This is a genomic window from Oryzibacillus soli, from assembly GCF_051594765.1.
Taxonomy (GTDB): domain Bacteria; phylum Bacillota; class Bacilli; order Paenibacillales; family NBRC-103111; genus Paenibacillus_AR.
Genome location: NZ_JBPPGJ010000011.1, coordinates 169,430 through 194,356, shown reverse-complemented (window position 1 = coordinate 194,356; position 24,927 = coordinate 169,430). Strand labels below are relative to the sequence as shown.

General features: G+C 59.9%; 20 protein-coding genes and 1 riboswitch. Of the genes, 10 read left to right on the top strand and 10 right to left on the bottom strand.

The genetic code is table 11. The annotated features are described in order from the left end of the window. Window positions 1-174: 174 nt before the first annotated feature. The gene (locus ACSEXW_RS16720) at window positions 175-615 is read left to right on the top strand and encodes an NUDIX hydrolase (protein ID WP_438447309.1); all 441 of its coding nucleotides are present in this window, start codon (window positions 175-177) and stop codon (window positions 613-615) included. Between the two features lie 3 nt (window positions 616-618). Here ACSEXW_RS16720 and ACSEXW_RS16715 read toward each other — a convergent pair whose 3' ends face one another. Then, on the bottom strand, window positions 619-1,878 hold the full coding sequence (locus tag ACSEXW_RS16715) for an MDR family MFS transporter (protein WP_438447308.1): 1,260 nt from the start codon (window positions 1,876-1,878) through the stop codon (window positions 619-621). 156 nt (window positions 1,879-2,034) lie between these two features. On the opposite strand from ACSEXW_RS16715, the gene ACSEXW_RS16710 reads away from it, so the two are divergent. The 3 genes from ACSEXW_RS16710 (at window position 2,035) to ACSEXW_RS16700 (ending at window position 4,124) form a co-directional block, all read left to right on the top strand. Further along, window positions 2,035-2,622: a GNAT family N-acetyltransferase gene (locus ACSEXW_RS16710; RefSeq protein WP_438447307.1), complete on the top strand. Its 588-nt coding sequence runs from the start codon at window positions 2,035-2,037 to the stop codon at window positions 2,620-2,622. Window positions 2,623-2,712: 90 nt separating this feature from the next. After that, window positions 2,713-3,264 carry a GNAT family N-acetyltransferase gene (locus ACSEXW_RS16705; protein ID WP_438447306.1) on the top strand — a complete coding sequence of 184 codons (552 nt, stop codon included), beginning with the start codon at window positions 2,713-2,715 and terminating at the stop codon, window positions 3,262-3,264. A 332-nt stretch (window positions 3,265-3,596) separates the two neighbouring features. Beyond that, window positions 3,597-4,124 carry a YfiT family bacillithiol transferase gene (locus ACSEXW_RS16700; RefSeq protein ID WP_438447305.1) on the top strand — a complete coding sequence of 176 codons (528 nt, stop codon included), beginning with the start codon at window positions 3,597-3,599 and terminating at the stop codon, window positions 4,122-4,124. Window positions 4,125-4,205: 81 nt separating this feature from the next. On the opposite strand, the gene ACSEXW_RS16695 is transcribed toward ACSEXW_RS16700, so the two are convergent. The 5 genes from ACSEXW_RS16695 to ACSEXW_RS16675 all read right to left on the bottom strand — a co-directional run bounded on the left by ACSEXW_RS16695 (window position 4,206) and on the right by ACSEXW_RS16675 (window position 11,697). Next, on the bottom strand, window positions 4,206-5,567 hold the full coding sequence (locus ACSEXW_RS16695; protein ID WP_438447304.1) for a hypothetical protein: 1,362 nt from the start codon (window positions 5,565-5,567) through the stop codon (window positions 4,206-4,208). A gap of 21 nt (window positions 5,568-5,588) precedes the next feature. Further along, window positions 5,589-6,467, bottom strand: coding sequence for a carbohydrate ABC transporter permease (locus ACSEXW_RS16690; protein WP_438447303.1), 879 nt, complete (start codon window positions 6,465-6,467; stop codon window positions 5,589-5,591). 16 nt (window positions 6,468-6,483) lie between these two features. After that, entirely contained in the window at window positions 6,484-7,413 is a 930-nt protein-coding gene (locus tag ACSEXW_RS16685) for an ABC transporter permease (protein ID WP_438447302.1), read from the bottom strand. 97 nt (window positions 7,414-7,510) lie between these two features. Continuing rightward, the gene (locus ACSEXW_RS16680) at window positions 7,511-9,151 is read right to left on the bottom strand and encodes a type 2 periplasmic-binding domain-containing protein (RefSeq protein ID WP_438447301.1); all 1,641 of its coding nucleotides are present in this window, start codon (window positions 9,149-9,151) and stop codon (window positions 7,511-7,513) included. 179 nt (window positions 9,152-9,330) lie between these two features. Further along, on the bottom strand, window positions 9,331-11,697 hold the full coding sequence (locus tag ACSEXW_RS16675) for an AraC family transcriptional regulator (RefSeq protein ID WP_438447300.1): 2,367 nt from the start codon (window positions 11,695-11,697) through the stop codon (window positions 9,331-9,333). A 246-nt stretch (window positions 11,698-11,943) separates the two neighbouring features. Between ACSEXW_RS16675 and ACSEXW_RS16670 the strand changes: the two genes are divergently transcribed. Continuing rightward, the gene (locus ACSEXW_RS16670; protein ID WP_438447299.1) at window positions 11,944-12,393 is read left to right on the top strand and encodes an SRPBCC family protein; all 450 of its coding nucleotides are present in this window, start codon (window positions 11,944-11,946) and stop codon (window positions 12,391-12,393) included. A gap of 629 nt (window positions 12,394-13,022) precedes the next feature. Here ACSEXW_RS16670 and ACSEXW_RS16665 read toward each other — a convergent pair. Continuing rightward, window positions 13,023-13,700 (bottom strand): hypothetical protein, encoded by a 678-nt coding sequence (locus ACSEXW_RS16665; RefSeq protein WP_438447298.1) that lies wholly within the window; start codon window positions 13,698-13,700, stop codon window positions 13,023-13,025. A 300-nt stretch (window positions 13,701-14,000) separates the two neighbouring features. Next, window positions 14,001-14,084: riboswitch (cyclic di-GMP riboswitch) on the top strand. Between the two features lie 24 nt (window positions 14,085-14,108). Between ACSEXW_RS16665 and ACSEXW_RS16660 the strand changes: the two genes are divergently transcribed. Next, complete coding sequence (locus ACSEXW_RS16660) at window positions 14,109-15,575, top strand: hypothetical protein (RefSeq protein ID WP_438447297.1); 1,467 nt, start codon at window positions 14,109-14,111, stop codon at window positions 15,573-15,575. 80 nt (window positions 15,576-15,655) lie between these two features. Here the strand turns inward: ACSEXW_RS16660 and ACSEXW_RS16655 are convergent, their stop codons facing one another. Together ACSEXW_RS16655 and ACSEXW_RS16650 are read right to left on the bottom strand one after the other, a co-directional pair. Continuing rightward, complete coding sequence (locus ACSEXW_RS16655) at window positions 15,656-17,008, bottom strand: DUF4179 domain-containing protein (protein WP_438447296.1); 1,353 nt, start codon at window positions 17,006-17,008, stop codon at window positions 15,656-15,658. Then, the gene (locus tag ACSEXW_RS16650; protein ID WP_438447295.1) at window positions 17,001-17,519 is read right to left on the bottom strand and encodes a sigma-70 family RNA polymerase sigma factor; all 519 of its coding nucleotides are present in this window, start codon (window positions 17,517-17,519) and stop codon (window positions 17,001-17,003) included. Before ACSEXW_RS16650 ends, ACSEXW_RS16655 begins: the two co-directional genes overlap by 8 nt. Before the next feature lie 190 nt (window positions 17,520-17,709). Here ACSEXW_RS16650 and ACSEXW_RS16645 point away from each other — a divergent pair, with 190 nt between their 5' ends. The 4 genes from ACSEXW_RS16645 (at window position 17,710) to ACSEXW_RS16630 (ending at window position 23,375) form a co-directional block, all read left to right on the top strand. Then, window positions 17,710-20,052, top strand: a complete 2,343-nt coding sequence (locus ACSEXW_RS16645; protein WP_438447294.1) for a helix-turn-helix domain-containing protein — start codon at window positions 17,710-17,712, stop codon at window positions 20,050-20,052. 133 nt (window positions 20,053-20,185) lie between these two features. Continuing rightward, complete coding sequence (locus tag ACSEXW_RS16640) at window positions 20,186-21,202, top strand: tripartite tricarboxylate transporter substrate binding protein (protein ID WP_438447293.1); 1,017 nt, start codon at window positions 20,186-20,188, stop codon at window positions 21,200-21,202. A gap of 166 nt (window positions 21,203-21,368) precedes the next feature. Then, complete coding sequence (kdgT, locus tag ACSEXW_RS16635; RefSeq protein ID WP_438447292.1) at window positions 21,369-22,367, top strand: 2-keto-3-deoxygluconate transporter; 999 nt, start codon at window positions 21,369-21,371, stop codon at window positions 22,365-22,367. A 69-nt stretch (window positions 22,368-22,436) separates the two neighbouring features. Further along, the gene (locus tag ACSEXW_RS16630) at window positions 22,437-23,375 is read left to right on the top strand and encodes a sugar kinase (protein WP_438447291.1); all 939 of its coding nucleotides are present in this window, start codon (window positions 22,437-22,439) and stop codon (window positions 23,373-23,375) included. Window positions 23,376-23,421: 46 nt separating this feature from the next. On the opposite strand, the gene ACSEXW_RS16625 is transcribed toward ACSEXW_RS16630, so the two are convergent. Further along, on the bottom strand, window positions 23,422-24,882 hold the full coding sequence (locus tag ACSEXW_RS16625; protein WP_438447290.1) for an MFS transporter: 1,461 nt from the start codon (window positions 24,880-24,882) through the stop codon (window positions 23,422-23,424). Window positions 24,883-24,927 lie beyond the last annotated feature (45 nt).

Here is a 24,927-nt window from a genome sequence, read left to right as displayed (position 1 = left end):
AGTCTTTGTTGATAACGATTATAAGGATGGATGGAGAAAACTGTCAATGACCCCTGCTGCAACAATTTTGGGGAGGTTATGGCACTGGGAGGGAATGGTCCGGAGTGGAACGAATTCTACAATAGATTCGGCTTGTTTTGGGTTTGTATCCGCGTGGCAAGGAGGACGGGAAGGATGAAGGTGAGGTTTTACGACATCGGTTCGGTGGAGGATGCGAAGCTGTTCTATGCCGTTACGGCTGCTCGATACCGGGGAGGCTGGATCTGGGTCCGGCACAAGGAGCGGGTAACCTGGGAGATGCCCGGCGGGCGGAGGGAGCCGGGTGAGGCCATCCTGGAGACGGCCCGGCGGGAGCTCTATGAGGAGACGGGAGCCGTCCGGTACCGGCAGGTTCCCGTCTGTCTCTACTCGGTAACGCCCGAAGGCGGCGCCGAGAGCTTCGGCGGCTTGTTCTATGCCGAGGTGGACGAGCTGGGTGACCTGCCGGATTCGGAGATCGGGGAGGTGGCGTTCTTCGACGGAGAGCCGGAGGCGTTGACCTACCCGCAGATTCAGCCGTTCCTGCTGGAGAAGATCCGGCAGGCCGCTCGGCCGGAGCCGGGGGAGTCCCGTTAGGAATTATTCCGCCGTGGCCCGGCGTTGGCGCAGCTCCCTCATGATGGCCACCATCATCAGAATGCCGCCGGCTCCGCAGGAAAGCACCAGCAGCCCGATGACCCCGGCCTGCAGCAGGCCGCCGATCATAACCATGAGCGAGGAGATCATCCAAGCGCCCTGGAAGCTCAGTCCGTAGAAGGCCATATAGGTGCTGCGGGACTCCTTGGGCGGAATATCGCCCAGGAATGCCTGCTGGACCGGCACGTAGACCACCTCGCCCAGGGTGGCGATCAGCATGGCGATGAGGAGGGGCCACGCCCGGTCGGAATAGGAGATGAACGCATAGCCGCAGACATACAGGGCCAGTCCCCCGTACAGCATATGGGAATCGCGGATGCGGCCCAGGAGCTGTCTGGCTAGCAGGGAGAGCAGGACGACGAGCAGCGTATTCTCCGTCCGAAGCGCTCCGATCATGGCGAAGCCGTCCATGGATATGGAGCGGCCGAACCAATCGGCCACGTGCTGGACGGGCATGCTATCCGCCAGCCGTACGCTCACGTAGTTGCCGAGGTGGAATTCCACGGAGATGAACAGCATGCTGGCCGTAACGAAGAACACGAAGGTGCGGTCCGCGAGGACCATGCGGTAGCTCCGAAGCAGGTCTCTCCAGCCCGCTGCCTGCTCCTGCTTCCGTGCGGCCAGCTCGGGAGAGAAGGTCTCCCGGATCAGGAACAGGGTCGCTGCCGTAGACAGAATGCCCATCGCCGTCAAGGCAAGGAGCAGCTCGAACAGGTAATCCTGGAACAAAAGAGCACCGATCATGCCTCCAATGGCGCTGGAGAGATTGTGGCTCCAATATTGGATGGTGTAGATGTACTTGCGTTCCTCGGGGCGGCTCACATCCAGGATCATGGCGTCGGAGCTCGGGCCGAAGATGCCCCAGCACACATTCACGCCCAGAATGGACACGTAGGTGAGCCAGACGGATTCGAACCAGGGGGAGTTGCTGGCTGCCGCAAGGGCATAGCTGGCCAGGATGCCCGCTTCGGCGATGACCATGAGCCGCTTCCGGCCGATCCGGTCCGAGATGTAGCCGCCGCAGAACCCGCTGACCAGCCCGGCGACCACGTTCAGGAAGAGCAGGAAGCCGGTCATTCCGGCACCAAGCCGCTGGGAGAAGTAGACGGACATGAGCGGTATGACCATGACGCTCATCAATCCGCCGAAGAAGGAAATGATAATTCGAATTTGAATATTCGGGTGAAAATCGCGGAATTTCATGAAGGCCCCTTTCCGGTTGCCTGCTGATAGGCACGGTGACGTTTTTGCATTGCTTTATTTTACCTGCGGTCAATGAGAATTGCACCGGTTTGGGGCGGTAGAGTTTGGTTATAGTTGTTTTTTAAAGCCTGATCCTGCATAAAAACGGAGCCGATCATGATCATTCGGGAGCAAGTGTTTGAGAGCGAGGAAGGAAGCTATACGGTCCGGTCTGCGGTGGAGACGGATGCCGAGGCATTGTCGGAGCTGAGACTTGTGATCGACGGGGAGACCGAGAATATGGACCGGGAGCCGGGCGAGGCCTATATCGATGCCGCCGGATTCAGGCAGCTGATCCGCCGGGATTCGGAGCTGCCGAGGAACTTGTTCCTGGTGGCCGAGACGGGTCGGGGGCTCGCCGGATTTTGCAGGTGCGAGGGGGTGTATCTGCGGAGATTCTCCCATAAGGTGGAGTTCGGCGTGGGCGTGGCGAAGGCGCATTGGGGCCATGGCATCGGCAAAAATCTTCTCCAGGCCTCCATCGCCTGGGCGGACCGCAGCGGCATCCGCAAGATGTCCCTGAGCGTATTGGAGACCAATGACAAGGCCATCCGGCTGTACCGGAGCCTGGGGTTTGAAACCGAGGGGCTCCTCCGGGACGACCGGCTCTTGTCCGACGGCAAATTCTACAGCACCCTCCTGATGAGCCGGCTTCACGTGCCCGCCGGAGACGGCAGCGGAAGCGGAGGTGTGCGATGCGACTGAATGCGGAGCGGGTCTATAGAGACGGAAGCGGAGGTGCACGATGCGACTGAATGCGGAGCGGGTCTATAGAGACGGAAGTGGAGGTGCACGATGCGACTGAATGCGGAGCGGGTCTATATCCGGGGGCTGGAGCTGGGGGATGTGGACGCCCTTCTGAACCTGCGGCTGAGCAACCGGGAATTCCTGCAGCCCTTCGAGCCGGCGGCCTCGGACTCGCACTTTACCACGGAAGGGCAGCTGGAGGTTCTGGAGAAGGTCCGGGTCAGCTGGAGGCAGGATGCCGCCTACGGCTTCGGGATCTTCCTGCAGGAGGACGACCGGCTGATCGGCCGGGTCAATCTGAGCAACGTGGTGCGCGGGGCTTGGGAGAGCTGCACCATGGGGTATTTTCTGGATCAGCGGCATAACGGTAGGGGTCTGATGACGGAGGCGGTGCGGCTGGCGGTGGGGTTCGCTTTCGGGCATGCGGGGCTTCACCGGGTCCAGGCCGCCGTCATGCCCCGGAATGAGGGCTCCAAGCGGGTGCTGGAGAAGGCCGGCTTCCGCTATGAAGGCTTCGCGGAGTATTACTTGAAGATCAACGGCGTGTGGGAGCATCACCATCTGTATAGCATCACGCAAGAGTACTGGAAGATGGAGTAGGGGGACGAGCGGGGGAATAAGGCGTCCAGCCGCCTTAAATGGCGAAGGTCGCGGGCACCGGGCCGAAGGCCGCCAAGATAAGGCGCCACACCGCCTTAACTCCCCCGCCGCTGCACCAAGCGGGGAAATAGGGCGGCGAGCCGCCTTAATCGGCGGAGGGGCCGGGCACCGGGCTGAAGGCCGCCAAGATAAGGCGCCACACCGCCTTAACTCCGCCGCCGCTGCACCAAGCGGGGAAATAAGGCGCCCAGCCGCCTTAATCGGCGAAGGCCACAGGCCCCGGGCCGCACCGACCGCCCCCCCAACCCAATGTAGTTCAAGGAGGTCACCTTATGAACGACGCTCTTCGTTATCCCATCGGCCGGTTCGAGGCGGATCCGTCACCGACTGCTGAGCTTCGCAAGCGCACCATCGAGGAGATCCGCCGCTTGCCGGACGAACTGCGGGCTGCGGTTCTGCCGCTGACGCCGGAGCAGCGCCACACCCCGTACCGGCCCGGAGGCTGGACGGTCCAGCAGGTGGTGCACCACCTGGCGGACAATGACATGAACGCCTGCCTTCGGTTCAAGCGGGCGCTGACGGAGGAGAATCCGACCGCCGGCACGTACCGGGAGGAGGCATGGGCGGCAATGGAGGATTACCGCCTGGCTCCGGCGGAGATCTCCATCGCCTTGCTGGAGGCCTTGTACAGCCGGTTCGTGATACTCCTGGCCGCCCTGGACCCTGCCGACTACAGCCGGACCTTCATCAGCCCCACCCACGGGCTCATGACCCTGGACACGGCGCTGCAGCGGTTCGCCTGGCATGGCAGGCATCACCTGGCCCAGATCGTGTCCCTGAAGGAACGGTCCGGCTGGTGAATAAACGAACGGCATGCCGAGACTCCATCCGTCTTCAGCATGCCGTTCGTTTATTTCCCTCATCGGGACTCTGAAACCGCCTTACTCCGCGGACTGCGTCCCCCGCAGGGTCAGCGTCACCTTCGTCCTCCCGCCAGTCAGATCGAAGCGCATGAACATCAGCCGGTCCCCGATCCGCTTGACTTCCCCTGCGCCCTCGCAGGACTCCAGCTCATAGCCCGACAGATCGTCCCAGTAGGCCAGGCCGAAGGGGCCGGGCGTCCAGTGGCCGATCTCATAGACCACCTGGATCCGTTCCGGCGATTTCTCGTACCGGGTGACGTAAACGGCGGGAACGGGCTCCAGGAACTCCTCGTTCATGTCCCCCTTGCCCACGTAGCTGCGCAGCTGGCGGGGCTTGTTCTCCCCGTCGACGAAGACCATCTGGCAATCCCGGTCGTAGTAAAAGAACGTATCCGGCCATGGTCCGGCTCCCGTGCCGCCCAAGGTCATGGTGTACGCGTTGATCTCCGGCCGGATGCCGGTATCCCGCGTCAGCATATAAGCCGGAGCCGTCACGGCAGGATAGGCCTCGTGGTACAGCTCCACTGCCTGGGGCAGCGTGGTGAGCATCGCCCCGCTGCCGCTGACATATTCGAAGAACCGGTCCAGCATCCCCTCGCATTCGTCCACGTGGGACGCCGGGAACACCCGGAACCGGTCCGTGTATTCCATCTCATGGGCCTCCTGCTGCTGGAGGAAGAACACCTGGCCGTTATGCGCCGTATTCTCCAGATAAACGTCGAACATCCGTTTCCAATACTCGATGTTCTCCCCCGTGCATAAGCCGGCGCGCAGGACGTCGTTGGGGTCGGTAGAGTAGAGCACGGGGCTGCCGGCATGGAAGCTCAGGTTCAGATCCCGGGCCGTCCACTCGCAGGCGACCACCTGGCCCTTGCCGGGATGGGGAGCCTTGTAGCGGCTGCCGTCCACGTACCAGGACCCCCAGGGGATACCCCGGTGGGAGATGCCGTCCCACCAGACCTGCTCCCAGCAGTAGCCCCACATGCCCTGGAAGTCCAGCTCCTCGAGCGCCTCGATGACTTCATTGTAAATTTTGCCCCGCGCGGCGATCTTGGTCCGGGCCCAGGGGAAGGCCTCCCGAATGCTCTGCCAATCCCGTTCCAGCGCTTCCTTGAACTTGATCTTCGACGCCCCGCAGTCCTCGATGAAGAAGGGGGTCTGCAGGATCACGTCGTCGCCGTAAGCGTCATGCCACTCCCGAATCCGATCCGCCAGAACCGGCACGGAGCCTCCGTTGACGATCCAGGTGACCGGGATGCCGTGCTTGTGGGCGATGCGGGCCGTCCGGTCCACGCCTTCCATCGGCGTGCCCTTGGCCCAATCCGTATCATAATGCGATGCATAGCTGACAAAGGTGTAAATCAGTCTCTCCGGGTTCAATCCGAACGCCTCCTTCTCTATCTAGCCCTTCAACGCGCCGACCATGACCCCTTTGACAAAATACTTCTGCACAAAAGGATAGATGCACAGGATCGGAAGCGTGGCCACCACGATGGTGGAGTATTGGATGGTTTCACTGACTTGCATGGCCTGGTCCACCTGGGTGGAGCCCAGCATCAGATCGGTGGAATTGGAGATGAGAATCTCCCGCAGGATCAGCTGGAGCGGGAACAGGTCCCGGTCCTTCAGGAACAGGGAGGCGTAGAACCAGCCGTTCCACTTTTCGACGGCGTAGTAGAGGCACATAACCGCGATGACCGGCAGGGACAGGGGCAGGACGATTCTCGTGAAGATGGTGAGATGGTTGGCTCCGTCGATCTTAGCGGATTCCTCCAGGCTGTCGGGCACCGCCATGAAGGACGTGCGCATGATGATCAGGTTGAAGGTGTTGATAGTGAAGGGCAGGATGACCGCCCAGAGGGAATTCATCAGTCCGGTGCCCTTCACGATCAGGTAGAAAGGGATAAGGCCTCCGCCGAAGAACATGGTGAATACGATCAGGAACATGAAGACGTTGTTCCACATCACCTGCTTGCGCGAGAGGACGTAGGCGGTCATCGACGTAACGCTCATATTGACCAAGAGGCTCAACGCCACGATGAGGATGGTATTGCCGTAGCCCTTCAGAATGTTCGGATTATGGAACACCTTCACGTAAGCATCCAGATGGAAGCCGTACGACCGGAGCAAAAGCCCGCTGTGCGCCATCAGATCCGCCCCGTTGCTGACGGAGGCCAGCGCCACATAGAGCAGCGGGTAGGCCGTGATAAGAATGAGGAATCCCATGAACACGTTGATCAGAACGCCTGTGATCCGGTCTCCCAGGGATGTGTGGCTCATGATAGGGGAACCTCCTTTACCATAGACTGTTCTCACTGACCCTGCGGCTGATGTAGTTGGCGGAGATCAGGAGAATCAGGTTGATGACGGAATTGAACAGTCCGACGGCGGAGCTGAAGCTCCAGTTGAACTCCATCAGACCGATCCGGTACACATAGGACGAGATGACGTCCGCCGTCTCATAGATGGAAGAGTTATAGAGCAGGATGATCTTCTCGAAGCCGACGTTCAAGAGGTTGCCCAGCCGCAGGATCAGCATGATGGTGACGGTGGGCATAATCCCGGGCAGCGTGATGCTCGCCATCTGCCGCCAGCGTCCGGCGCCGTCCATGCGGGCCGCTTCGTACTGCTCCTGGTCGATTCCGGCCAGAGCCGCCATGTAGATGATGGATTCCCAGCCGAAGCGCTGCCAGATCTCGGAGACGATGTAGATGGGGCGGAAGTAGTCCGGGTTCTGCAGCATGGTTTTGCCGTCCCCGCCGAAGTGGGTCAGGAGGCTGGCGATAATGCCGCCGCTGCTGGTGAAATCCTTCACGATCCCGCAGATGACGATCAGCGAGATGAAGTAAGGCATATAGGTCACGGACTGCACGATCCGCTTGAAGGTGTGGTTGCGCAGCTCGTTCATGAGAAGCGCCAGCAGAATCGGCGCAGGGAATTCGAATAGAATGGTCATGGCGCTGATCAAGAGCGTATTCTTCAGGATGCGGCCAAAATAGAGCCCTTCAAAGAAATCCCTGAAGTTGGCCAAACCGACCCATTCGCTGCCCCAGATGCCTTGGGCCGGCGAATATTCCTTAAAGGCGATGATGGCTCCGTACATCGGAGCGTAATGGAAGACGGCGTAGTAGACCACCGCGGGAATCATCATGGCGTAGAGCAGCTTGTTGCGGTGCCAGTCCTTGCGAAGCAGCTGCAGCTTCATGGACCGGAGCACAGTATTCATCCGGGTTCTCTCCTTTCACCCTCCGTTTTTGGGCATGACAAGAAGAGGGGAGACCGTATCTTCCTCGAATCTCCCCTTATTCTTCTCGTATGCGGGATTACCGCTTATTGTAACGGTCCAAGGCCGCCTGCTGAATCTCGACGGCACGGTCGATCTTCAGGGACTTCAGCTTCTCGCGGAACTTGTCGTAGGAATCGACGGACTCGGTGCCGAGCAGGACCTTGACCGTGAATTCATCCACCAGGGTATTGGCTTCGTTGATGATCTTGGCGAATTCGGTGGATTCCTCCGGAGTCGGAGAGATCGGAGGCAGCTGGTATTTATCCACGTCGGTCTTCATCCAGGTCTTGACGGCCTCCTGCTGCTGCGGCAAGGCGGCGTACTGCTCATAGTAGCGCTTGTCCTGGATGGTCGGACCGCCGGTGGCGCGGGTATACAGGGTCAGGTTGGTGGCATAATCCTTCTTGATCATATCGGAATAGGTCGGGTAGCCGTTCACCATGGTGTAGCTGACGCCCTCGATGCCGAAATTGTAGAAGAGGCGGCCTTCCTCGCTGTAGCCGTAGTCCAGCGCCTTGACGAGGAGCTCCGGATTTTTGGCCTTCGGCGAGATGGCGAAGTTGCCGCCTTGGGGAGCGGAATAGTCCTTCTGGCCGAACTTCGGCGTATCGCCCTTCTTCAGCACCGGGTAGGGAGCGCCGACCACGTTGTACTTGGGATCCTTCTCCTTCATGGCGGTGAGCCACTTGCCGATGCCGCCGCCGGCCAGCGCATAGGTGGCGCCGGACTTGCCGGAGGTCATGTTGGCATCGCGGATCTTGGCGTCGACGGTGGCGATGTCCGGATCGATGATCCCTTCGGCATACCACTTGCGCATGGTGGACAGGAAGTCCTTGAAGCCGGGCTCCATCGGTCCGAACTTCACCTTATTGTTCTCCATGTAGAAGTCGCGCTTGACGCCGAAGGCGCCGTAGAAGGCTCCGAACTGCAGGTCGCTGAACAGGCGCGGGGTGCTGACGAAGGTCAAGGGAGCGGTGGCGCCCTTCTTCTCCTTGAAGGCCTTCAGCATGGTATACCATTCGTCCATGGTGGTCGGAACCGGCAAGCCCAGCTCATCCAGCCAGTCCTTGCGCACGATGGGGCCGCCGTAGGTCTTCAGGAAGTCGTCGCCGCGGATGAAGGGGAAGCCGTAATAGGTGCCGTTGTCGGTCTTGATCTGCTTGTCGACGTCCGGGTGCTCCTTCAGGTATTTCTTCAGGTTGGGGGCATACTTGTCGATCAGGTCGTTCAGCTTCAGAATGTTGCCGTCCTTGATGGCCTTCTCCGGTCCGCCGGGGTAGCCGAGGAAGTTCCATTCGATGATGTCCGTGTATTCGCCGGAGGCGAACATGATGTTCAGCTGCTCCTTCGCTTGGTTGACGGCCGGCAGTACATATTTCTCTTTGACGCCGGTGCGCTTCTCCAGCTCCTGGACGAAGGGGAATTCCTCCATCTTGGGCTTGACGGCCAATTGGGTGGAGAATTGGGCCGAGTCCAGCCAGCGGGTGACGACGGCGTCCGACTTCAGCGGATAGGTGCTGCCACCCGGGGATGCCGCTGCGCCGGCGGATGCAGCCGGAGCGGAAGCGGCGGGAGAGGCGGACGGCTCGTTCTTGTCCGAGCAGCCTGCCAGCGCCATGCCGCCCGTTACGCATACCGATAAGACGAGGGCCGGGTACCGGTTTGCCGATTTCTTCATACTGATACGACCTCCTACTGTGATGTGGGATGATGACTCCCTTTGTAGCTCCCTGCTTGGGGGGTACGTCCCCAGTATGGCGGCGCCGGTTCCGCCGTTCCAGCCTCAAAACCTCCAAAACACCCCTCACTTCAAGGCCCCCGACCCGTCAAAATCGCCAATACGGGCTTCATTTTTTCTCAAGGCTGCGAGATATTCTTATATTGCCCGGGCGTGACGCCCTCCCATTTCTTGAAGGAGCGGGAGAAGGTGTTCAGGTCGTTGAAGCCGCAGAGGCCCATCACCTCGGCTACCGTAAGCTTTTCCTCCTTCAGGAGCTGCTTGGCCTTATGGATGCGCATCTTGTTGATGGTATCAAGCAGCCCTTCCCCGGTATGGTCCTTGAACAGCTTGGACAGGTAGGTGGGCTTCATGCCGAAGGCTTCGCCGATCATGGTGATGTTCAGGTTCACGTCCCGGTAATGGTCTTCGATATAGTGGGCGACGGACCGGATGAAGCCGTCCTGCTCCTCGCTCTTCCACTTGCGCTTCATGGATTCCTGGCGGGCGGCGGTGTAAGCGCACACCTCCTCCAGCATGGACAGCATCTCGTGGTGCATTTCCTTGACGGTCTTCATGCCGGTCAAGCGCTCGAAGGCCCGGTGCACCTGCTGCAGGAATTCGGCGTTGGTCTCGCCCAGCTCCTGGACGGTCTTCATCAGCGTGCTGATCAGGTCGAACATGAGGCATTTCATCTGCTCGACGGTCAGCGCGGCCTCGTTCATGTTCCGACTCAAGATGTCGTTCAGAATGCCCTGGGCGGCAACCAGATCTCCCGCCTTCACGACGTTCATCAGATGCTGCTCCACCTGCAGCGGGTAATAGTAGCCGCTCTGCACCGGGTCCGCCTGCTCCTTCTGCATCTCCCCATAGGCCATGATGTCGCGCCGGCCCATGACCAGCTTGTATTCCATCACGTCCAGCGATTCCTTGTAAGCCTCGGGGATGCCGGACGTTGCCGTGTGCACGCCGCTTAAGGCTACGGTGACGCCGATGGCGTATTGGCGCTTAAGGAATTGAACGGCTTCCTCCGCCGCGGCCCGGATGTCCGCCAGCGCCCGGTCCTTCGGGCCGGGAGCCAGATTGATGAGGCAGGCCATCATATCGTCGACCTCCGCCATATAGCCGTGATGGGAGCGGTTCAACACTTCCTCCACCACGTTGGTCACGATGAATTCGAGCAGCTTCAGCCGATCGGGAACGGGCAGGCCGCCGATCCGCTCGAAGAAGGCTTCATTCTCCTCGAGATAGAGCAGGAGGACGCAGAATTCCTCCGATTCAAAATGCAGCTGAAACGCAGCCCGCGCCTCCTCCTGCGGAATGGAGGCTTCGATGCGGCCCTTCAGCAGGCGGGAGATAAAGTTCCCCCGCAGCTGGTTCGTCTGCTGCTTCATGCGCAGGCTGGCCTGGTCCTTCTCGTCGAGCGTCTTGGCCAGCACCTCTTCGATGTAGGCGAATTCGTTCGCCTCCTTATAAGCAACGCCGTTGACCTTCTGGGAGAAGGTCTGGATCAGGCGGCCCAAGGGCTGGTAGTTGCGGCGGAGGAACACATAGGTCAGCAGGATGCCGCCCGTCAGACTGAAGGCGATGCTGGAATAGGTCAGCTTCCGGACGTATTGGGATTCCTTCCATACCACCCGGTCGGGCACGATGGTGGCGTAGGTCAGCTCGGAATTGGTGGATTTGACGTAATAGATGTGGGACGGCTCTCCCCGGTAGACCACGGCTTTGTTGCCCTGACTATCGGGAAGCGGCCCCAAGGGAGACAGGTCCTTCTCGTCCTTCAGCGTGGAGGTCAGGACCTCGTTGCGCTCGTTGATGATGAAGACGCTGCCGCTGTTGAAGAGGCGGACGTTGCCGATGATCTTCAAGAGCTGCTCGGCGTTCAGCATGATGACGATGGAGCCGGCCGGCTGGTCGTTGCTGTCCGCCGGGAAGGAGCTGATGTAGGTGGCGTACTCCCGGAGGGCACCTTCCTCCGTCCGGCGGCTGGTCAGGATGAACTCGCGGCGGTTGATGCTGTTCACCTTGCCCAGCCACTGGGTGAAGGACAGATTGCCTCCCTGGTACAGGTCCGCATAAGCCTCATCGGCGGGCTTGTACACGGTGGGCATGATGACCCGCCCTCCGTCCGACCAGTAGATGTAGAACTCCTCGTACATGGAATACGCGGATCGGATGCCCTTCAGATCCTGGAGGATCTCGTACAGGTCGAACCGGTAGTCGCCCCGGTTGGCTTTGTTGGAATAGAAGAGATTCTGCACCTTCTCGTTGGCGTAGATCTGGGAGACGAGCCTGCGGATGCCGGACACCTCGTTGTCGACAGCTTCCTGCATCTGCAGGAGCAGGGTGTCGTTGCCCCGCTTGATCTGGTTCTCCACCGTCTTCTCCGTCTGCCAGTAGACGGCCAGATTGATGGCGATGGGCACGAACAGCACGAGGATATAGGAGAGCAGCCACGTCATGGCGACGCTGCGTCTGCGGAACCGGATCTTGTCTCTTTTCATAGGTCTACCCCCCGGGTGGCGTCGATCAGGAGGGAAGCGTTAGAGATACTCCCCCAATCTTCACTATACCGGACCGGATGGGGCGGAACAATCGGCGGAGCACCGTCAAAACCTCCAAAAGGACCCTCAGAATGTTCGTTTCGGGGGTCGGTCGCATTTTTACAATACGAATTCGAAGATAAGAGTTATAGTGATTAAGAAGACCGGAATAGGGTCTTCCAACGTTCGATAGACGGAGGGAATAAGATGGATTTGGTGTATACGTTATATATCGGCGCAACGCCGGAGCAGGTGTGGGACGTGCTGGTGTCGGACGAGGGAGTACGGGCCGTGTTCTTCGGCTGCACCATTCGATCCGGGATGAAGGCCGGGGATGATCTGGCCTATGTGGGTCCGGGCAACGACGGGGACGAGACGGTGCATGTGTACGGCAAGCTGCTGGAGGTGGAGCCGGGGCGCGTGTTCAGCTACTTGGAGCATCCGGGGCCATCGTATTACAGCAACCACGAGGAGCTGGAGACCCGGGTGACCTTCACCCTGGACCCCGTCGGCGGCTGCACCAAGCTGGTCCTGGTGAACGACAAGTGGGCAGAGGGGCATCCGTCCTACGCCAACACGCAAGAGCATTGGCCGATGATCCTGAGCAACATCAAGACCTACGCCGAGACGGGCAAGACCCTCGATTTCGGCTGGTGAAAAAAACGAGAGCGCAGTTGCGGAAGGTTGCTTCCGCGCTGCGCTTTTTGCGCTGGCCTCCGCCGGAAGGGGGGCGGCCGGATGGCGGAACGACGGCGAAAAGTGGAACGGTGGCCGGAAGGCGGAACGACGGCTGGAAGTGGAACGGTGGCCGGAAGGCCGAGTGTCTGCTGAAGGGCGAGTACCCGCTGAAGTCCCCCGAAAAGGTGAGAGCTCCCCATTGGCCGACGTCTCACGTGGCAGGTAATTCGACTAAGTGCATTTATAGTAGTTAGTTTGGGCGATTTGCCCAATATCGCATGAACTAAGTACAAAAACTGCATCTAGTTAGGGTAAATCCAGTCGATACCGCCCATTTAGAGTGAACTAAATACATAAAATCCACTTCGTTCATGCGAGCTGCTCAGCGTTGGTGATCTAAGTACAAGAAATCCATTTAGTTGTAAATGACGTAGCGCCTCCCCCAGCAACCAACCAAGTACCCGACGTATCGCCCCATCCAGCACCGTCCAGCAACTAACCAATCGAGTACCCGACGTGACGACTCCCCGGCAACCAACTGACTAGCCCCCCGACGTAACGATTTCCCACAGCTGCCAACCCGCCTCTCCTGCCGACCGTCGTCTGCATCACCAGAGCCCGCTGTCCAGCCCCTGCTTGGTAATTTCGTAGTAGAGGGTCCGCTGTCCCGTGCCGCGATGAACCGGCTGCAGCCATCCTTTGGCGCAAAGTCTTCGCAGGTGAGCGACGGCCGTCCGAGGGTCGATGGAGAAGCGGGCGGATACGTCCACCGGACGGATGGGCCGGGCCAGGAAGACGGCGTAGCGGAAGATCTCCTGATCGGCGAAAAAGACCCGTTCCACCCTGGAGCCGGTGGACTCGTAGCGGTTCAAGATGACGCGAAGCAAGTACAACACCACTTCCGGCCGGTGGGCTACGTCATCGTAGGCGAACGAGACTACATGAAAGCCTGCACCCTGCAGGAAGCACTCCCGGTTCAACTCGTTGGAGTATTTGGTCCGGTCCATGTGGGTGACGTGTTCCGCGTAGCCCTTGATCTCAATGAGCAGGCTCCATTGCCCCGGAGAATATACATAATCCGCATAATAGGGCCGCCCGCGCCAATCCAGCACCTCATACTCGGGATGCAGACCATCAAAGTGGCCCTTCAGCGGCCACCAGACCTTCTGCGCGAACAGCTTCTCCGCATGGCTGTGCCCTCGTTCCAGCCGATCCCGCCGTTCTCCCGATCGCCGCTCCAGATGATGCTGCACGAACGCCGCATGCGCTTCTTCAAAAGCCTTCATCTTCTCGCCTCCCTTTTAAGAGCAAATAAAAACGCCCTTATTCACCGGTGGATGAATAAGGGCGTCCTTCGCCGCATGGATCCATTATATTACGGTTTCCCGGAGGGGAAAAGGGTTGGCTACTGCCCGGTTGTGCCGATTCCGGAGTTGAGTCCGCCGGAGAATCCATAGTCATATGGACGCCACGGACCATTCCGTCACGATATATAAGTTTAAAGTCCTAAACTTCTATTAAATTCGACATCAAATCGGTCTAAAGCACTATTCAGATCGACCTATCTGAATTATAATCATTATAACGAACATAAGGGATGCGATGAAGTATAACCTCTAACTGGACACTTGGGTTATATGGAGCCACTAGTGTAACCGGCCCTCTTAGGCACCATAACTAGGAGGAATAGCAGCATGAAGAAGAGTGTCAAATGGGTCAGCGCAAGTGTATTGTCCGCCGTATTGTTGGCAGGATCGGCAACCTCTGCCTTGGCGGCTGGAGCGGTTGTCAGTGCAACGGCCGTGGAACCGGCCCGTACCGTGAAGCAGACGGGCTACGGCACAGGGGTGTTAACGTCCGAGACCCGGGCTGAGCTGACCTACAACAAGGAGAGCTCCGTCAGCCTGTCCGGCACTGTTGTCATTGACGGTCCGGTCCTGGTGATGAAGCTGGTGAACTACCCGCAGGTCGCCTTCACGATCAAAAAGGTGGCGGACAAGCTGTTCACCTACTCGGCCGTCCTGCCGCTTGGTTCCGGAGACAAGGGGAACCTGGACCTGTCCGTGGAAGCCTACACCGTCTACCAGAACGGCAAGACCGCTGGACAGATCCATAGCACGGTAGCCGGTCCGGTATCCGCAGGCAAGGTGCATGTCGCTTACATCGACCGATACCATGTGACGGACACATCCTTCGGGACTTATAACCGCGCGGCGAACACCTTCCCGTATTCCTACACCTTGAACAAGGTTTGGGACGACGGCAAGGTCACTTCGTCCGCCATCACGGTACATGTCGAAGGCACGAAGGACGTCTATGCCGTTCAAGCCAGCGACCCGGCCTACAAGGACGGTGCGGCAGCGGTAACCGTGAGCACGGCGCCGGTGCCGGTTGTCTTGAAGGAGACGGTCATCTCCGGTGTGCAAGAGCCGGGCTATGATCCTGCCAGCAACCTGTTCACCTATGCCTATACCCGGACGGACATCAACAGCAGGCTGAAGGCGACCGTTACCGCGCAGACCGCCCAGGTGCTGGGCACCGAGACCCAGGCACTGAACGCAACCTATGGTGATAACAGCGTCCACACCGTCTATACCTTCGTCCCCCCGGTGAAGCCCCGCTTCCTGAGAGTGGATGCGGCTTCGGCCTCCTACACCTTCGATTGGGCATCCGGCACGTATACCGTAACCTACCAGGTGGAGGAAGAGTACAGCAACGGGAAGACAGCGACCAGCGTCCGCACCCTCACCGGCTTGACTCCGGGCCAATCGGCTTCCTTCACCATTGGGCAGGATGGTCTGACGGCACAAGGTGCCTTCAACGTGCCGGCCGCACCGAAGGCAGTTGTCAGTGACGTGGAGGTTCGAGACGTGACCGGCTTGTGGGCGGGCAACCATGACGTGAGCGGCGTCATCAAGGTAGACTTCGTCCTGACCTTCAAGGTGAACGGCGAGCTGCAGACCCAGGCGGTGTCCACGAACATCAACACCAAGACCGATGGCTATACGGCTTCCGGCACGTTCGTGACCACGTACCACTCTCAACCGGTCAGCGTTCCGTATTCGGTGACCGTGACCCCTCCCGCACCGGAGACGGATACCTCCCATTCCGACAACGGCTACCCGGGCAGCAACGGAAACGGCAACGGGCACAAGGAATAAGCCATAGGGTAAAAAAGATAGCCTCCCATCCACATCTGTGGTCGGGAGGCTTCGTTTGTTGGAGAACTCCGTTACCCGGTCTACTTAAGCTTCACCGAGAACGGCTCCTCGATCCATGCGGGGTAATTCATCAGGTCGAAGGTGACCGGGTTGACGACCGGCCCGTCGGCCTCCACCTCGAAGGTAGTCTCGTATTCGACGGAGCCGGAGGAATTGCTGGAACGATGGTCTCCAATGCGCAGCGGCTTCCCATCGGCGTCCTGGCCGGGGCCTCCTACGAGGCTGTAGAAATAATGGTCCTCCGGATTGCCGGTGACGGAGAGGCGGATGGAGCCTTTGCCGTTCACGGACGGCGAAGCATCGAGCAGCTTCACGCGGCTGTCGGGGGCATCGACGATACGCTTGTTCTCCAGATCCAGCTTCAATTGAAGCTTCGACTTATCGAGCGCCATGATGCGGCTGCCGGCAAGCGTAAGATGCTTGGGCTTGCGGAAGAAGCTGCTCTCGAAGTAGATGATCTGCCTGGACTCCGAGGTCAAGGAGGCTCCTTGGCTCTTCAGGACCGTTCCCCGTTCGTCCGTCAGGGTCAGCTCGCTGAAGTGGAACAGACGCTTGGTGTTCGACGGGTCCATCTCCAGCTCCAGCCCGATCCGGGTCGGATGGATGACGGCACGGACCACCGTGAAGCGCTGGCCCTCCACGGTCACGACCTGATGGATGGGGAGCTCCTCCTTCAGGTCGCGGAACCGATCCTTGTCGATGCCGAAGGATGCGGACCAGGAGGCCCCGGACGGAGCTTCCGGCAGGTTAGGCTCGATCGTAATGCGCATCCGCTCGGGAACGGGCACGCCGTCCGACATGCCGATATCGATCCGGCCGCGGACCTCCCGGTCCACCGCCGTCTCTGAAGGCCAGCTGTACATGTAGCTGGCTAGAACGGCCTTCCCGGTATCGGCATCCTGTATCTCCAGCTTACGGAAGAGCAGGTGCTCGAACGGTTGGGAGGCGCGAAGGGTGTAGAACACATTGACCCTGGTTTCATCGGCAATGATGCCGTCCACCGTGAAGGTGATGCCGTCATGGGAATCCTCGGTCCCGACGGGCTGGATGAAGTCGCGGCGTACGGCATCCGTTAAGCCCGAATCACCGGCCACCAGCTTGACCAGGGTGCCCATCCCGGGCAGACCGCCAAGGTAGGTGGCGAAGGCGGGGGAGACGCGCACCAGGCCGAAGAAGAGCACCAGCGCGGCTGCGGCGGTGCCCAGCGACCAACTCCTTCGCCGGGAGGTCTGCCGCCGCCTCCGGCCCTCCGCCATGCCGGCGGCGATGGCTGCATCCAGTGCCGCCGCCGGCACCTCGGGGAGAGCCTCCGTCTCTGCGGAGGCCGATAGCTTTTCCAATTCGAGGTCCAACCGATCCAGCCGCTCAGTCATGGCACCAATCCTCCCTTCGTGAGATATCCCGCAGCGTGCAAAGCGCCTTATGCAGACGCGTTTTCACCGTCCCCTCGGGACATTCGAGCAGCCCCGCGATTTCGGACAGCGTGAATTGCTGATAATATTTAAGCACGACAATTTCCTTCTGCTCCCGGGGAAGGCTATCCACGGCCACCGCAAGGTCCAGCCTGGAGTTGCTCCGGTCATCGAATGCGGCAGCGGGCTCCGCCTGGTGCGGGGCAGTGCGCTTCCGTCTCCGGTGTTCATCCGCGCAGGCGTTCAGCAGAATCCGGACCACCCAGGTATTCCAGTAATCCGGCTGCTTCAGCTTCCGGATGTTCTGGTAAGCGCGGCAGGTGGTTTCCTGTACCGCCTCCAGTGCCTCCGCTTCGCTGCGCAGGTAAGCCAGGGCGATCCGGTAGAGACGCTCCTTGCAGCTGTCCATCAGTTGAAGAAAAGCCCGGTCATCCCCTTGCTGGGCCGCACGGACCCAGGCCGCAGCATCCATATGGAGCCCCCCTTTTCCAAGATTGAACACTCATTAGACGCGGGGAGGGGGCAAACTGTTTTTTGGAAGGCCCCTATTTTTTTCGGAGCCGCAAGAACCGAAACCTCCTCTGCCTTGACGAACGGGAGAAACCATTGTATCGTCAAAGTTTGGATTCCAATAGGCTTTTCCCGGAAGGAAGTGAGCTCTGATGCGCCGGATGAGCATGATATTCCGATTTCTGATCACGAACAAGAAGACGAGACTGATCCTCTTGATGACCCTGCTGGTGTCGTCGAGCATTCTTTCGGTCGGGCTCTTTTCTTACTCTCAATATAAGAAAGCGCTGGATACGGACCTGAACACCCCCAATGTGGAGCTCCTGCAGATCAATCTGGACGTGACCAACCGGGCCATCCGGGAGGCGGACGCCAAAGGGGTGGACGCGGCCTTCCGCGAGTCCGTGCAGAGCTTCCTTCGCCCGGACGGGTTGGACGCAGGCGGACGCACCGAGCTGCAGGCGTACCTGAAGACCATGGCCACTAAGCCGGACCTGCATTCCATCGCCGTCGTGCGCCTGTCAGACCAGGCGATTCTGTCCAGCGAGTTCGGCTACGTCCCTAAGGGCGGACAAGCCCCGGACACGTCATGGACGGCTTGGCTGGACGAGGTCAAGAGCAAGCCCCTGCTCGTGAAGCGCCGGATGTACGGCGCCGCGGGAGCGCCGGGGCAGACGGAGCTTCTGACGCTGGTCCGGCCGGTGGTCCGTAATGGCCAGGTGGCCGGAGCGGTCATGGTGAATATGGATTATGACCGGCTCTTCTCCAAGATCTATACTCATCTGTCCAGTTATCAATATCAATATGTCTACAACCTGGAGGGGGAGCTCATCTATCCGAAGCTTCGCGGTCCCATCCCCCTCGATGAAATGCAGAATGTCATCCGGATGCTGGATGTGCGGCCCTTCGACTATGTGAAGGTGGCCGGCCAGGAATACATGGCGAACCAGACCTTCTCCAACGTGACGGGCTGGCGGATGATCTCGCTGGTGCCTATGGAGCAGCTCTTGAAGAATGTCCGGGTGGCCCGGGACACCATGCTGCTGTTCGCTCTGGTCTCCGTGCTGGTGGGCTGCTCGGCCATCTACTTCTACAATTATGCGGCCTTCCGGCCTCTGAAGCGGATCAATCGGCTGCTGGCCTCGGGACAGAAGCACGCCAAGTCCGGAGACCTCTACGATCTGGAGCCGGCCATCGGCAAGCTGGTGGGGGACTTCCAGAACAAGTCCCTGCTGGCGGAGCGGACCCTCCCCGAGCTTCGGGCCAAGTATCTGCAGGACGTGCTGTCCCGCAGCATCGGCTCCCAGGAGATCCGGATCAAGTGGGAGCAGTACTTCCGCGAGTGGAGCGAGGGGCCGCTGGCCATGCTGGCGGTCTCCGTCGACCGGTACGGCCATTGGGCGGCGGACCTTCCCGAGGAGGACCGGATGCTTCTGAAGTATGCACTGAACAACGTGCTGCTGGAGACGCTGGAGCATTCGTGGCGGGTGGCCAGCCTGCATATGGAAAAAGACTCCTGGGCCGTCCTGGTCCAGCCCAAGGAAGAGCTCTCCGAAGCTTGGGGAACCCGGCTTCGGGAAGATGCGCGCCTGGTGGTGGAGCGGCTGCGGGAATATTTGTCCGTGTCTGTGTCCGTGGGGATCGGGACCGAGCGTCCCGATATCCTGCAGGCGGCCGGCTCCTATTCGGAGGCGACGGAGGCCTTGTCCTATCGCCTCTACGAGGGTTACGGCCAAGTCCGTGACTTCGGCTCCATCGAGCAGGACCACGAGGAGGGCTATACCTTCGGCGGAGAGGCTTGGATCGCCGGGATTCTGAACGGTCTGCCGACGGCCGGAAGAGAGACGGCGGAGGCATGGATCGGCCGGTGGGCGCAGGAGACGCGCGAGAACCCCCTCTCCCCCCACCGGGTGTACCGGACCGTGGACGATCTTCTGGAGGAGCTTCTCCGGTTCATGCGCAGACACAACCTGACGCCTCCCCCGGAGCTGGCGGATTACACGCGGCACCGGGTGACCACCATGGAGCTGGGAGAGGTCGAAGAGCTCCTCGCCCGTCTCGTGGGCTACATTACCGAGGAGCTGGGCAAGCGGAAGCTGACCAAGGAGTACCAGCTGGTTCAGACGATGATCCGCTATATGCAGGAGCACCTGTCGGAGAACATCGGCCTCCAGGATGTGGCCGACCAGGTCAACCTGGGCATCTCCTCCGTCAGCAACATCTTCAAGGAGGAGACCGGCAGCACGGTGTATGACTACCTCACGGGGCTTCGGATCGACCGGGCCTGCGAGCTGCTGATGAACACGCCTCTCAAATTAGCCGAGATTGCCCAGCAGGTGGGCTATACGAATGAGAACAGCTTCATCCGGGCGTTCCGGAAGATCAAGTCGGTGACGCCGGGCAAGTTCAGGGAGTTCAACAAATCCTCCAACGGGTATGCAGATCCGCCAAAACCGCGCCAATCCAGCGTTTCGGACGATTCCGCGGAAGATTAAACGATTGTGGGAGCGCCCCCGTATGGCATACACTCAGGGTGTGAAACGGCAAGCCGGAATGCTTGAAACGAACACAACCGGCCATGACGGGGAGGGCTGCGGAGGATCAATCCTATAGAAAAGAGGGATGGCCATGAAGGGAAAAACGTGGCGTACGGTTTGCAGTCTGTCCATTGCTTCCAGCCTGGCGGCCGCACTGACGGCTTGCCAGGGAGAGGTTCTAAAGCAAGACGGGAGCCGCGGCGGCGATACGGCCGATTTTCCCGCAAGGGCCATTACCTTGATCGTTCCTTATTCTGTAGGCGGCGGAACCGACATTACGGCCAGAGCGCTGGCCAAGGCGGCGGAGAAGGAGCTGCACCAGCCCGTAACGGTGGTGAACCGGACGGGCGGCGGCGGCTCCATCGGACTGATGGAGGGCGCCGGGGCCAAGGGTGACGGATATACGGTCACCTATTTGCCGGCGGAATTGACGATTCTCCCGCATCTGGGACTTCTGCCGATTACCTATGAGAAGTTCACGCCAATCGCCCAGACCAACTACGACCCCTCGGCTATCACCGTGCGGGCCGAAGCTCCCTGGAAGACCGCCTCCGAATTCCTCGCTTATGCGAAGGATCATCCCGGAGAACTGAAGATGGGGAATGCGGGAACGGGGAGCATCTGGCATCTGGCGGCCGTCACATTGGAGAAAGGAACGGGGGTTACCTTCAGCCACATTCCGTTCGAAGGAGCGGGGCCGGCGGTATCGGCTCTCCTGAGCGGCTTCGTGGACGCGGTGCCGGTCAGTCCGGCCGAGGTGAAGACCTTCGTGGAGCAGGGCAAGCTCCGGACGCTGGCGATTAACGACGACAAGCCGTCCGAGGCGCTGCCGGGTGTGCCTACCTTGAAGGAGGCGGCCGGCATCCAAGCCCGGTTCATCGGAACCTGGCGGGGCTTGGCGGTCCCGAAGGATACGCCGGATGACATTGCCGAGTATCTGTCGAAGACCTTCATGAAGGCGGCGGAGGACCGGGAGTTCAAGGACACCATGAAGGCCAACGGCTTGGGTCTTCTGGTCAAGGACGCCAAGGGCTTCCACCAGCAGCTGAAGGAAAGCCACGACCAGTTCTCGAAGCTGATCCCCGAGCTGGGATTGAGCCGGAAGTAAGAAAGAAGGACCACTGTAAGATTTGGGGAGACCCCGCGCTGCAAGAGAGCCTGACCGATGCGCCAAGTAAGGCGGTGTGGTCCCGGGCTGCGGCTCTCTACGCCTAGGCGCTGTAAATTTTGGGCAGATATGTGAAAAATTACACAATGAAAGAGGGAGTAAGTTCATGTTCAAGATCAAAAAAACAATGGAACGCATCCCCGGCGGGATGATGCTGATTCCCCTGTTCCTGGGCGCCATCGTCCATACCTTCGCACCGGGTTCGGGCAAATACTTCGGTTCCTTCACCAACGGTCTCATGACCGGTACCGTGCCGATCCTGGCCGTCTGGTTCTTCTGCATGGGCGCCGCCATCAACATCAAGGCGACCGGCACCGTGCTCCGCAAGTCCGGCACCCTGGTTCTGACCAAGATCGCCGTCGCATGGGTTGTGGCCACCATCGCCACCATGTTCCTGCCGGCGGGCGGGGTCCAGACCGGCTTCTTCGCCGGCCTGTCCGTCCTGGCTCTGATCGCCGCGATGGATATGACCAACGGCGGTCTCTATGCCTCCATCATGCAGCAGTACGGCTCCAAGGAAGAAGCCGGCGCATTCGTTCTGATGTCCCTGGAATCCGGCCCGCTGGTTACCATGCTGATCCTGGGCACCACCGGATTGGCCGCCTTCGAGCCCCACACCTTCGTCGGCGCCGTGCTTCCGTTCCTGGTCGGCTTCGTCCTGGGCAACCTGGACCATGATTTCCGCGAGTTCTTCGGGAAAGCGACTCACACCATGATCCCGTTCTTCGGCTTCGCGCTGGGTAACTCCATCGACTTGAAGGTCATCACCAAGACCGGCATGCTGGGTATCGTTCTGGGTATCGCCGTTATCGTCATCACCGGCATTCCGCTTATTCTGGCCGACAAGTTCATCGGCGGCGGCAACGGCACCGCAGGTCTGGCCGCATCCAGCACCGCCGGCGCTGCAGTAGCCAACCCCATGATTATCGCCAACATGAAGCCCGAATTCATGCAAGCCGCCCAATCTGCAACTGCACTTGTTGCCGCTTGCGTTATCGTCACCTCGGTTCTCGTACCGATCCTGACCGCTTATTACTCGAATTACATGAAGAAGAGAAGGCCGTCCGCGAATGCCGCTGCCGAAGCGGCGGCCATAAACGCCTAAAAACCATACAAGAGGGGCATACCAATCCGGTATGCTCCTTCTTACACCACGTGGAATCCGGGAGGATCTATGAAGAGAATATTGACGATTGGCGAGCCGATGGCTCTGTTTGTGGCTGAGCAGGAGGGACCGCTGGAGGATGCGGACCGCTTCTTCCGGAATGTGGCGGGAGCGGAAGTGAACTTCTCCATCGGCATGGTACGTCTGGGGCACGAGGTGACGTACATCAGCCGGCTGGGGGACGATCCCTTCGGCAAGCGGATTGAGCGCTTTCTTCGGGAGAACGGCATCGATACCTCCTACATCGCGTATGATTCCGAATATGTGACGGGCATGCAGTTCAAGCAGAAGGTGACCAGCGGGGACCCTCTGGTCGTCTCGCGCCGCAAGAATTCCGCCGCCTCCCATATGAATCTGGAGACCATCGCGGAGCTCCGGTGGGAAGGCTTCGACCATATCCATCTGACCGGCATTCCCCCGGCCCTGTCCGCCGGCTGCCGCGAGCTGGTCTACGAGCTGATGGACCGGGCCCGGGCCAAGGGCGTCCAGATCTCGTACGACCCGAACCTGCGCCCCGGCCTGTGGCCGGACAAGGCGGAGATGGCACGGGTCATCAACGATCTGGCCTGCCGGGCGGACATCGTGCTGCCGGGCATCGAGGAGGGGCGCCTCCTGACCGGCAAGGAGGAGGCCCAGGACATCTGCGACTTCTACCATGCGGCCGGCGTGAAGACCGTGGTCATGAAGCTGGGGCCCCAAGGGGCCTACACCAGCACAGGAGACCGGCGGTTCTTCACCCCGGGCTGCCGCGTGGAGAAGGTCGTCGACACGGTCGGCGCCGGCGACGGCTTCGCGGTGGGCGTGGTCAGCGGCATCCTGGAAGGCCTGCCGCTGGAGGAAGCGGTCCGCCGCGGCACCGCCATAGGCGCCCTGGCCGTCATGGCGCCCGGCGACAATGACGGGCTGCCCGACCGGGAAGGGCTCGCCGCCTTCCTTGCGGCCCAATAAGGGTGAAGAACCAGCTCTCCTATGGCGGAGGCTGGTTCTTTGTGTTTTACTTCCGGTTTAATCTTAGGGATAACGGCAGCAGAAGAACCGTATATGCAGCAAGTGCATAGAGACACAGGAGGTATGCCTCCGTGTAGACTCTGACGTTCGCCTGCCCCACCCCCTCCGCTGTATGGGGATGAAGGGAATTCGTCCATAGAATGCCGATAAGCGCGATTCCGATCGCATAGGCTACCTGCATTCCGGTTGTCAATACGCCCGACGCGGAGCCAATATCCGGCTTCTTCACTTTGGAAAGAACGATATGGGTAAGCGGTGCGGCAATGAAGCCCTGACCGATGCCAAGCATCGTTAATGCCGGAATCCAAGCCGCTATCAGAGGCGAAGGGCCGGTGCCATGTATGATCAGGGCAAGAAGCCCATACCCGGCTGCTGTGAGTACCGATCCGACGCTCAGAACATGGGAACCGATCCTGGAAGCCAATCGGGATGACATCAACGAGGCGAGGAAGTAGCCCAGGCCCACGGGTAGAATAACCGCTCCTGCTTGAAGCGGCGTATATCCGAGTCCCATTTGGAGCAAATAAGCGGAGATTAAGAAGAAGCCTGCTTGTGACGACATGAACAAAAAGAGGATGAGCATCCCGATTCCGAACCCTTTTTGACCGAATAAGCTCACATTCATGAAGGGCTCGGCATGCCGCTGCAATAGTCGGCGTTGAGTCCAAATGAATAGGGCCAGCACGGGAACGGAAACGAGCAGGGTGATGACAAGGGATGCCGGCCATCCTTCTTTTTGACCTTGGACCAGCGGGTACACCAGCAGCAATAACCCTGCCGCCGCCAACGCGGCGCCGAACCAGTCTGTCCTCGAGGCCGCATCCCCCCTAGACTCCGGTATCCACGGAATCATGCTAAGAATCGCCAACCCGATAGGCACACTAAAGAAGAAGACCATTCTCCATTCCAACCCCCAGGGGTTCCAGTACAGCAGCCATCCGCCGATCAGCTGCCCGGTTGAGGCCGCCAGCCCTTGCGCCGCCCCGTAGAGTCCGAATATCCGGCTCCTCCTCTCCGGTGTATATTGGGCCTGGATGAGCGACAAGATCTGCGGGGAAATCAGCGCTGCGCTCAATCCTTGAACGACCCGCAGGATCGTGAGCATCCCAACATCGGCGGATAGACCGCACAGCAGGGAGCTGAGCGTAAATCCGGCGACGCCGACAAATAGGATCTTCCGTCGTCCGTACCGGTCGCCCAGTCTGCCGCCAATCATAAGAGCGACCGCATAGGCCAGCGTGTAAGCCGAGATGACGAATTGGATCGCGAAGAAATCAGCATGGAGGCCGTGTTGAATCGACGGCGTCGCTACATTGACGATAAAAATATTGGCCACCGCCATGAATACCGACAGCAGCATAACCGCCAACAGGATGCGCGGACGCTGAAGAGGTTGCACCTCCTCCCGCGGATGAGTCAGGGAACGATGGGCTGCAGCTTGGGACATCCATTTCATCCTCCTTGTGTGTCCCCTGCGAACATTGACATGTGC

Bases quoted from the DNA above. Each gene is read 5' to 3' on its own strand.
- ACSEXW_RS16720 (WP_438447309.1), top strand. From the start codon at position 175: ATGAAGGTGAGGTTTTACGACATCGGTTCGGTGGAGGATGCGAAGCTG.
- ACSEXW_RS16715 (WP_438447308.1), bottom strand. From the start codon at position 1,878: ATGAAATTCCGCGATTTTCACCCGAATATTCAAATTCGAATTATCATT.
- ACSEXW_RS16710 (WP_438447307.1), top strand. From the start codon at position 2,035: ATGATCATTCGGGAGCAAGTGTTTGAGAGCGAGGAAGGAAGCTATACG.
- ACSEXW_RS16705 (WP_438447306.1), top strand. From the start codon at position 2,713: ATGCGACTGAATGCGGAGCGGGTCTATATCCGGGGGCTGGAGCTGGGG.
- ACSEXW_RS16700 (WP_438447305.1), top strand. From the start codon at position 3,597: ATGAACGACGCTCTTCGTTATCCCATCGGCCGGTTCGAGGCGGATCCG.
- ACSEXW_RS16690 (WP_438447303.1), bottom strand. From the start codon at position 6,467: ATGAGCCACACATCCCTGGGAGACCGGATCACAGGCGTTCTGATCAAC.
- ACSEXW_RS16685 (WP_438447302.1), bottom strand. From the start codon at position 7,413: ATGAATACTGTGCTCCGGTCCATGAAGCTGCAGCTGCTTCGCAAGGAC.
- ACSEXW_RS16680 (WP_438447301.1), bottom strand. From the start codon at position 9,151: ATGAAGAAATCGGCAAACCGGTACCCGGCCCTCGTCTTATCGGTATGC.
- ACSEXW_RS16675 (WP_438447300.1), bottom strand. From the start codon at position 11,697: ATGAAAAGAGACAAGATCCGGTTCCGCAGACGCAGCGTCGCCATGACG.
- ACSEXW_RS16670 (WP_438447299.1), top strand. From the start codon at position 11,944: ATGGATTTGGTGTATACGTTATATATCGGCGCAACGCCGGAGCAGGTG.
- ACSEXW_RS16665 (WP_438447298.1), bottom strand. From the start codon at position 13,700: ATGAAGGCTTTTGAAGAAGCGCATGCGGCGTTCGTGCAGCATCATCTG.
- ACSEXW_RS16660 (WP_438447297.1), top strand. From the start codon at position 14,109: ATGAAGAAGAGTGTCAAATGGGTCAGCGCAAGTGTATTGTCCGCCGTA.
- ACSEXW_RS16655 (WP_438447296.1), bottom strand. From the start codon at position 17,008: ATGACTGAGCGGCTGGATCGGTTGGACCTCGAATTGGAAAAGCTATCG.
- ACSEXW_RS16650 (WP_438447295.1), bottom strand. From the start codon at position 17,519: ATGGATGCTGCGGCCTGGGTCCGTGCGGCCCAGCAAGGGGATGACCGG.
- ACSEXW_RS16645 (WP_438447294.1), top strand. From the start codon at position 17,710: ATGCGCCGGATGAGCATGATATTCCGATTTCTGATCACGAACAAGAAG.
- ACSEXW_RS16640 (WP_438447293.1), top strand. From the start codon at position 20,186: ATGAAGGGAAAAACGTGGCGTACGGTTTGCAGTCTGTCCATTGCTTCC.
- kdgT (WP_438447292.1), top strand. From the start codon at position 21,369: ATGTTCAAGATCAAAAAAACAATGGAACGCATCCCCGGCGGGATGATG.
- ACSEXW_RS16630 (WP_438447291.1), top strand. From the start codon at position 22,437: ATGAAGAGAATATTGACGATTGGCGAGCCGATGGCTCTGTTTGTGGCT.
- ACSEXW_RS16625 (WP_438447290.1), bottom strand. From the start codon at position 24,882: ATGTCCCAAGCTGCAGCCCATCGTTCCCTGACTCATCCGCGGGAGGAG.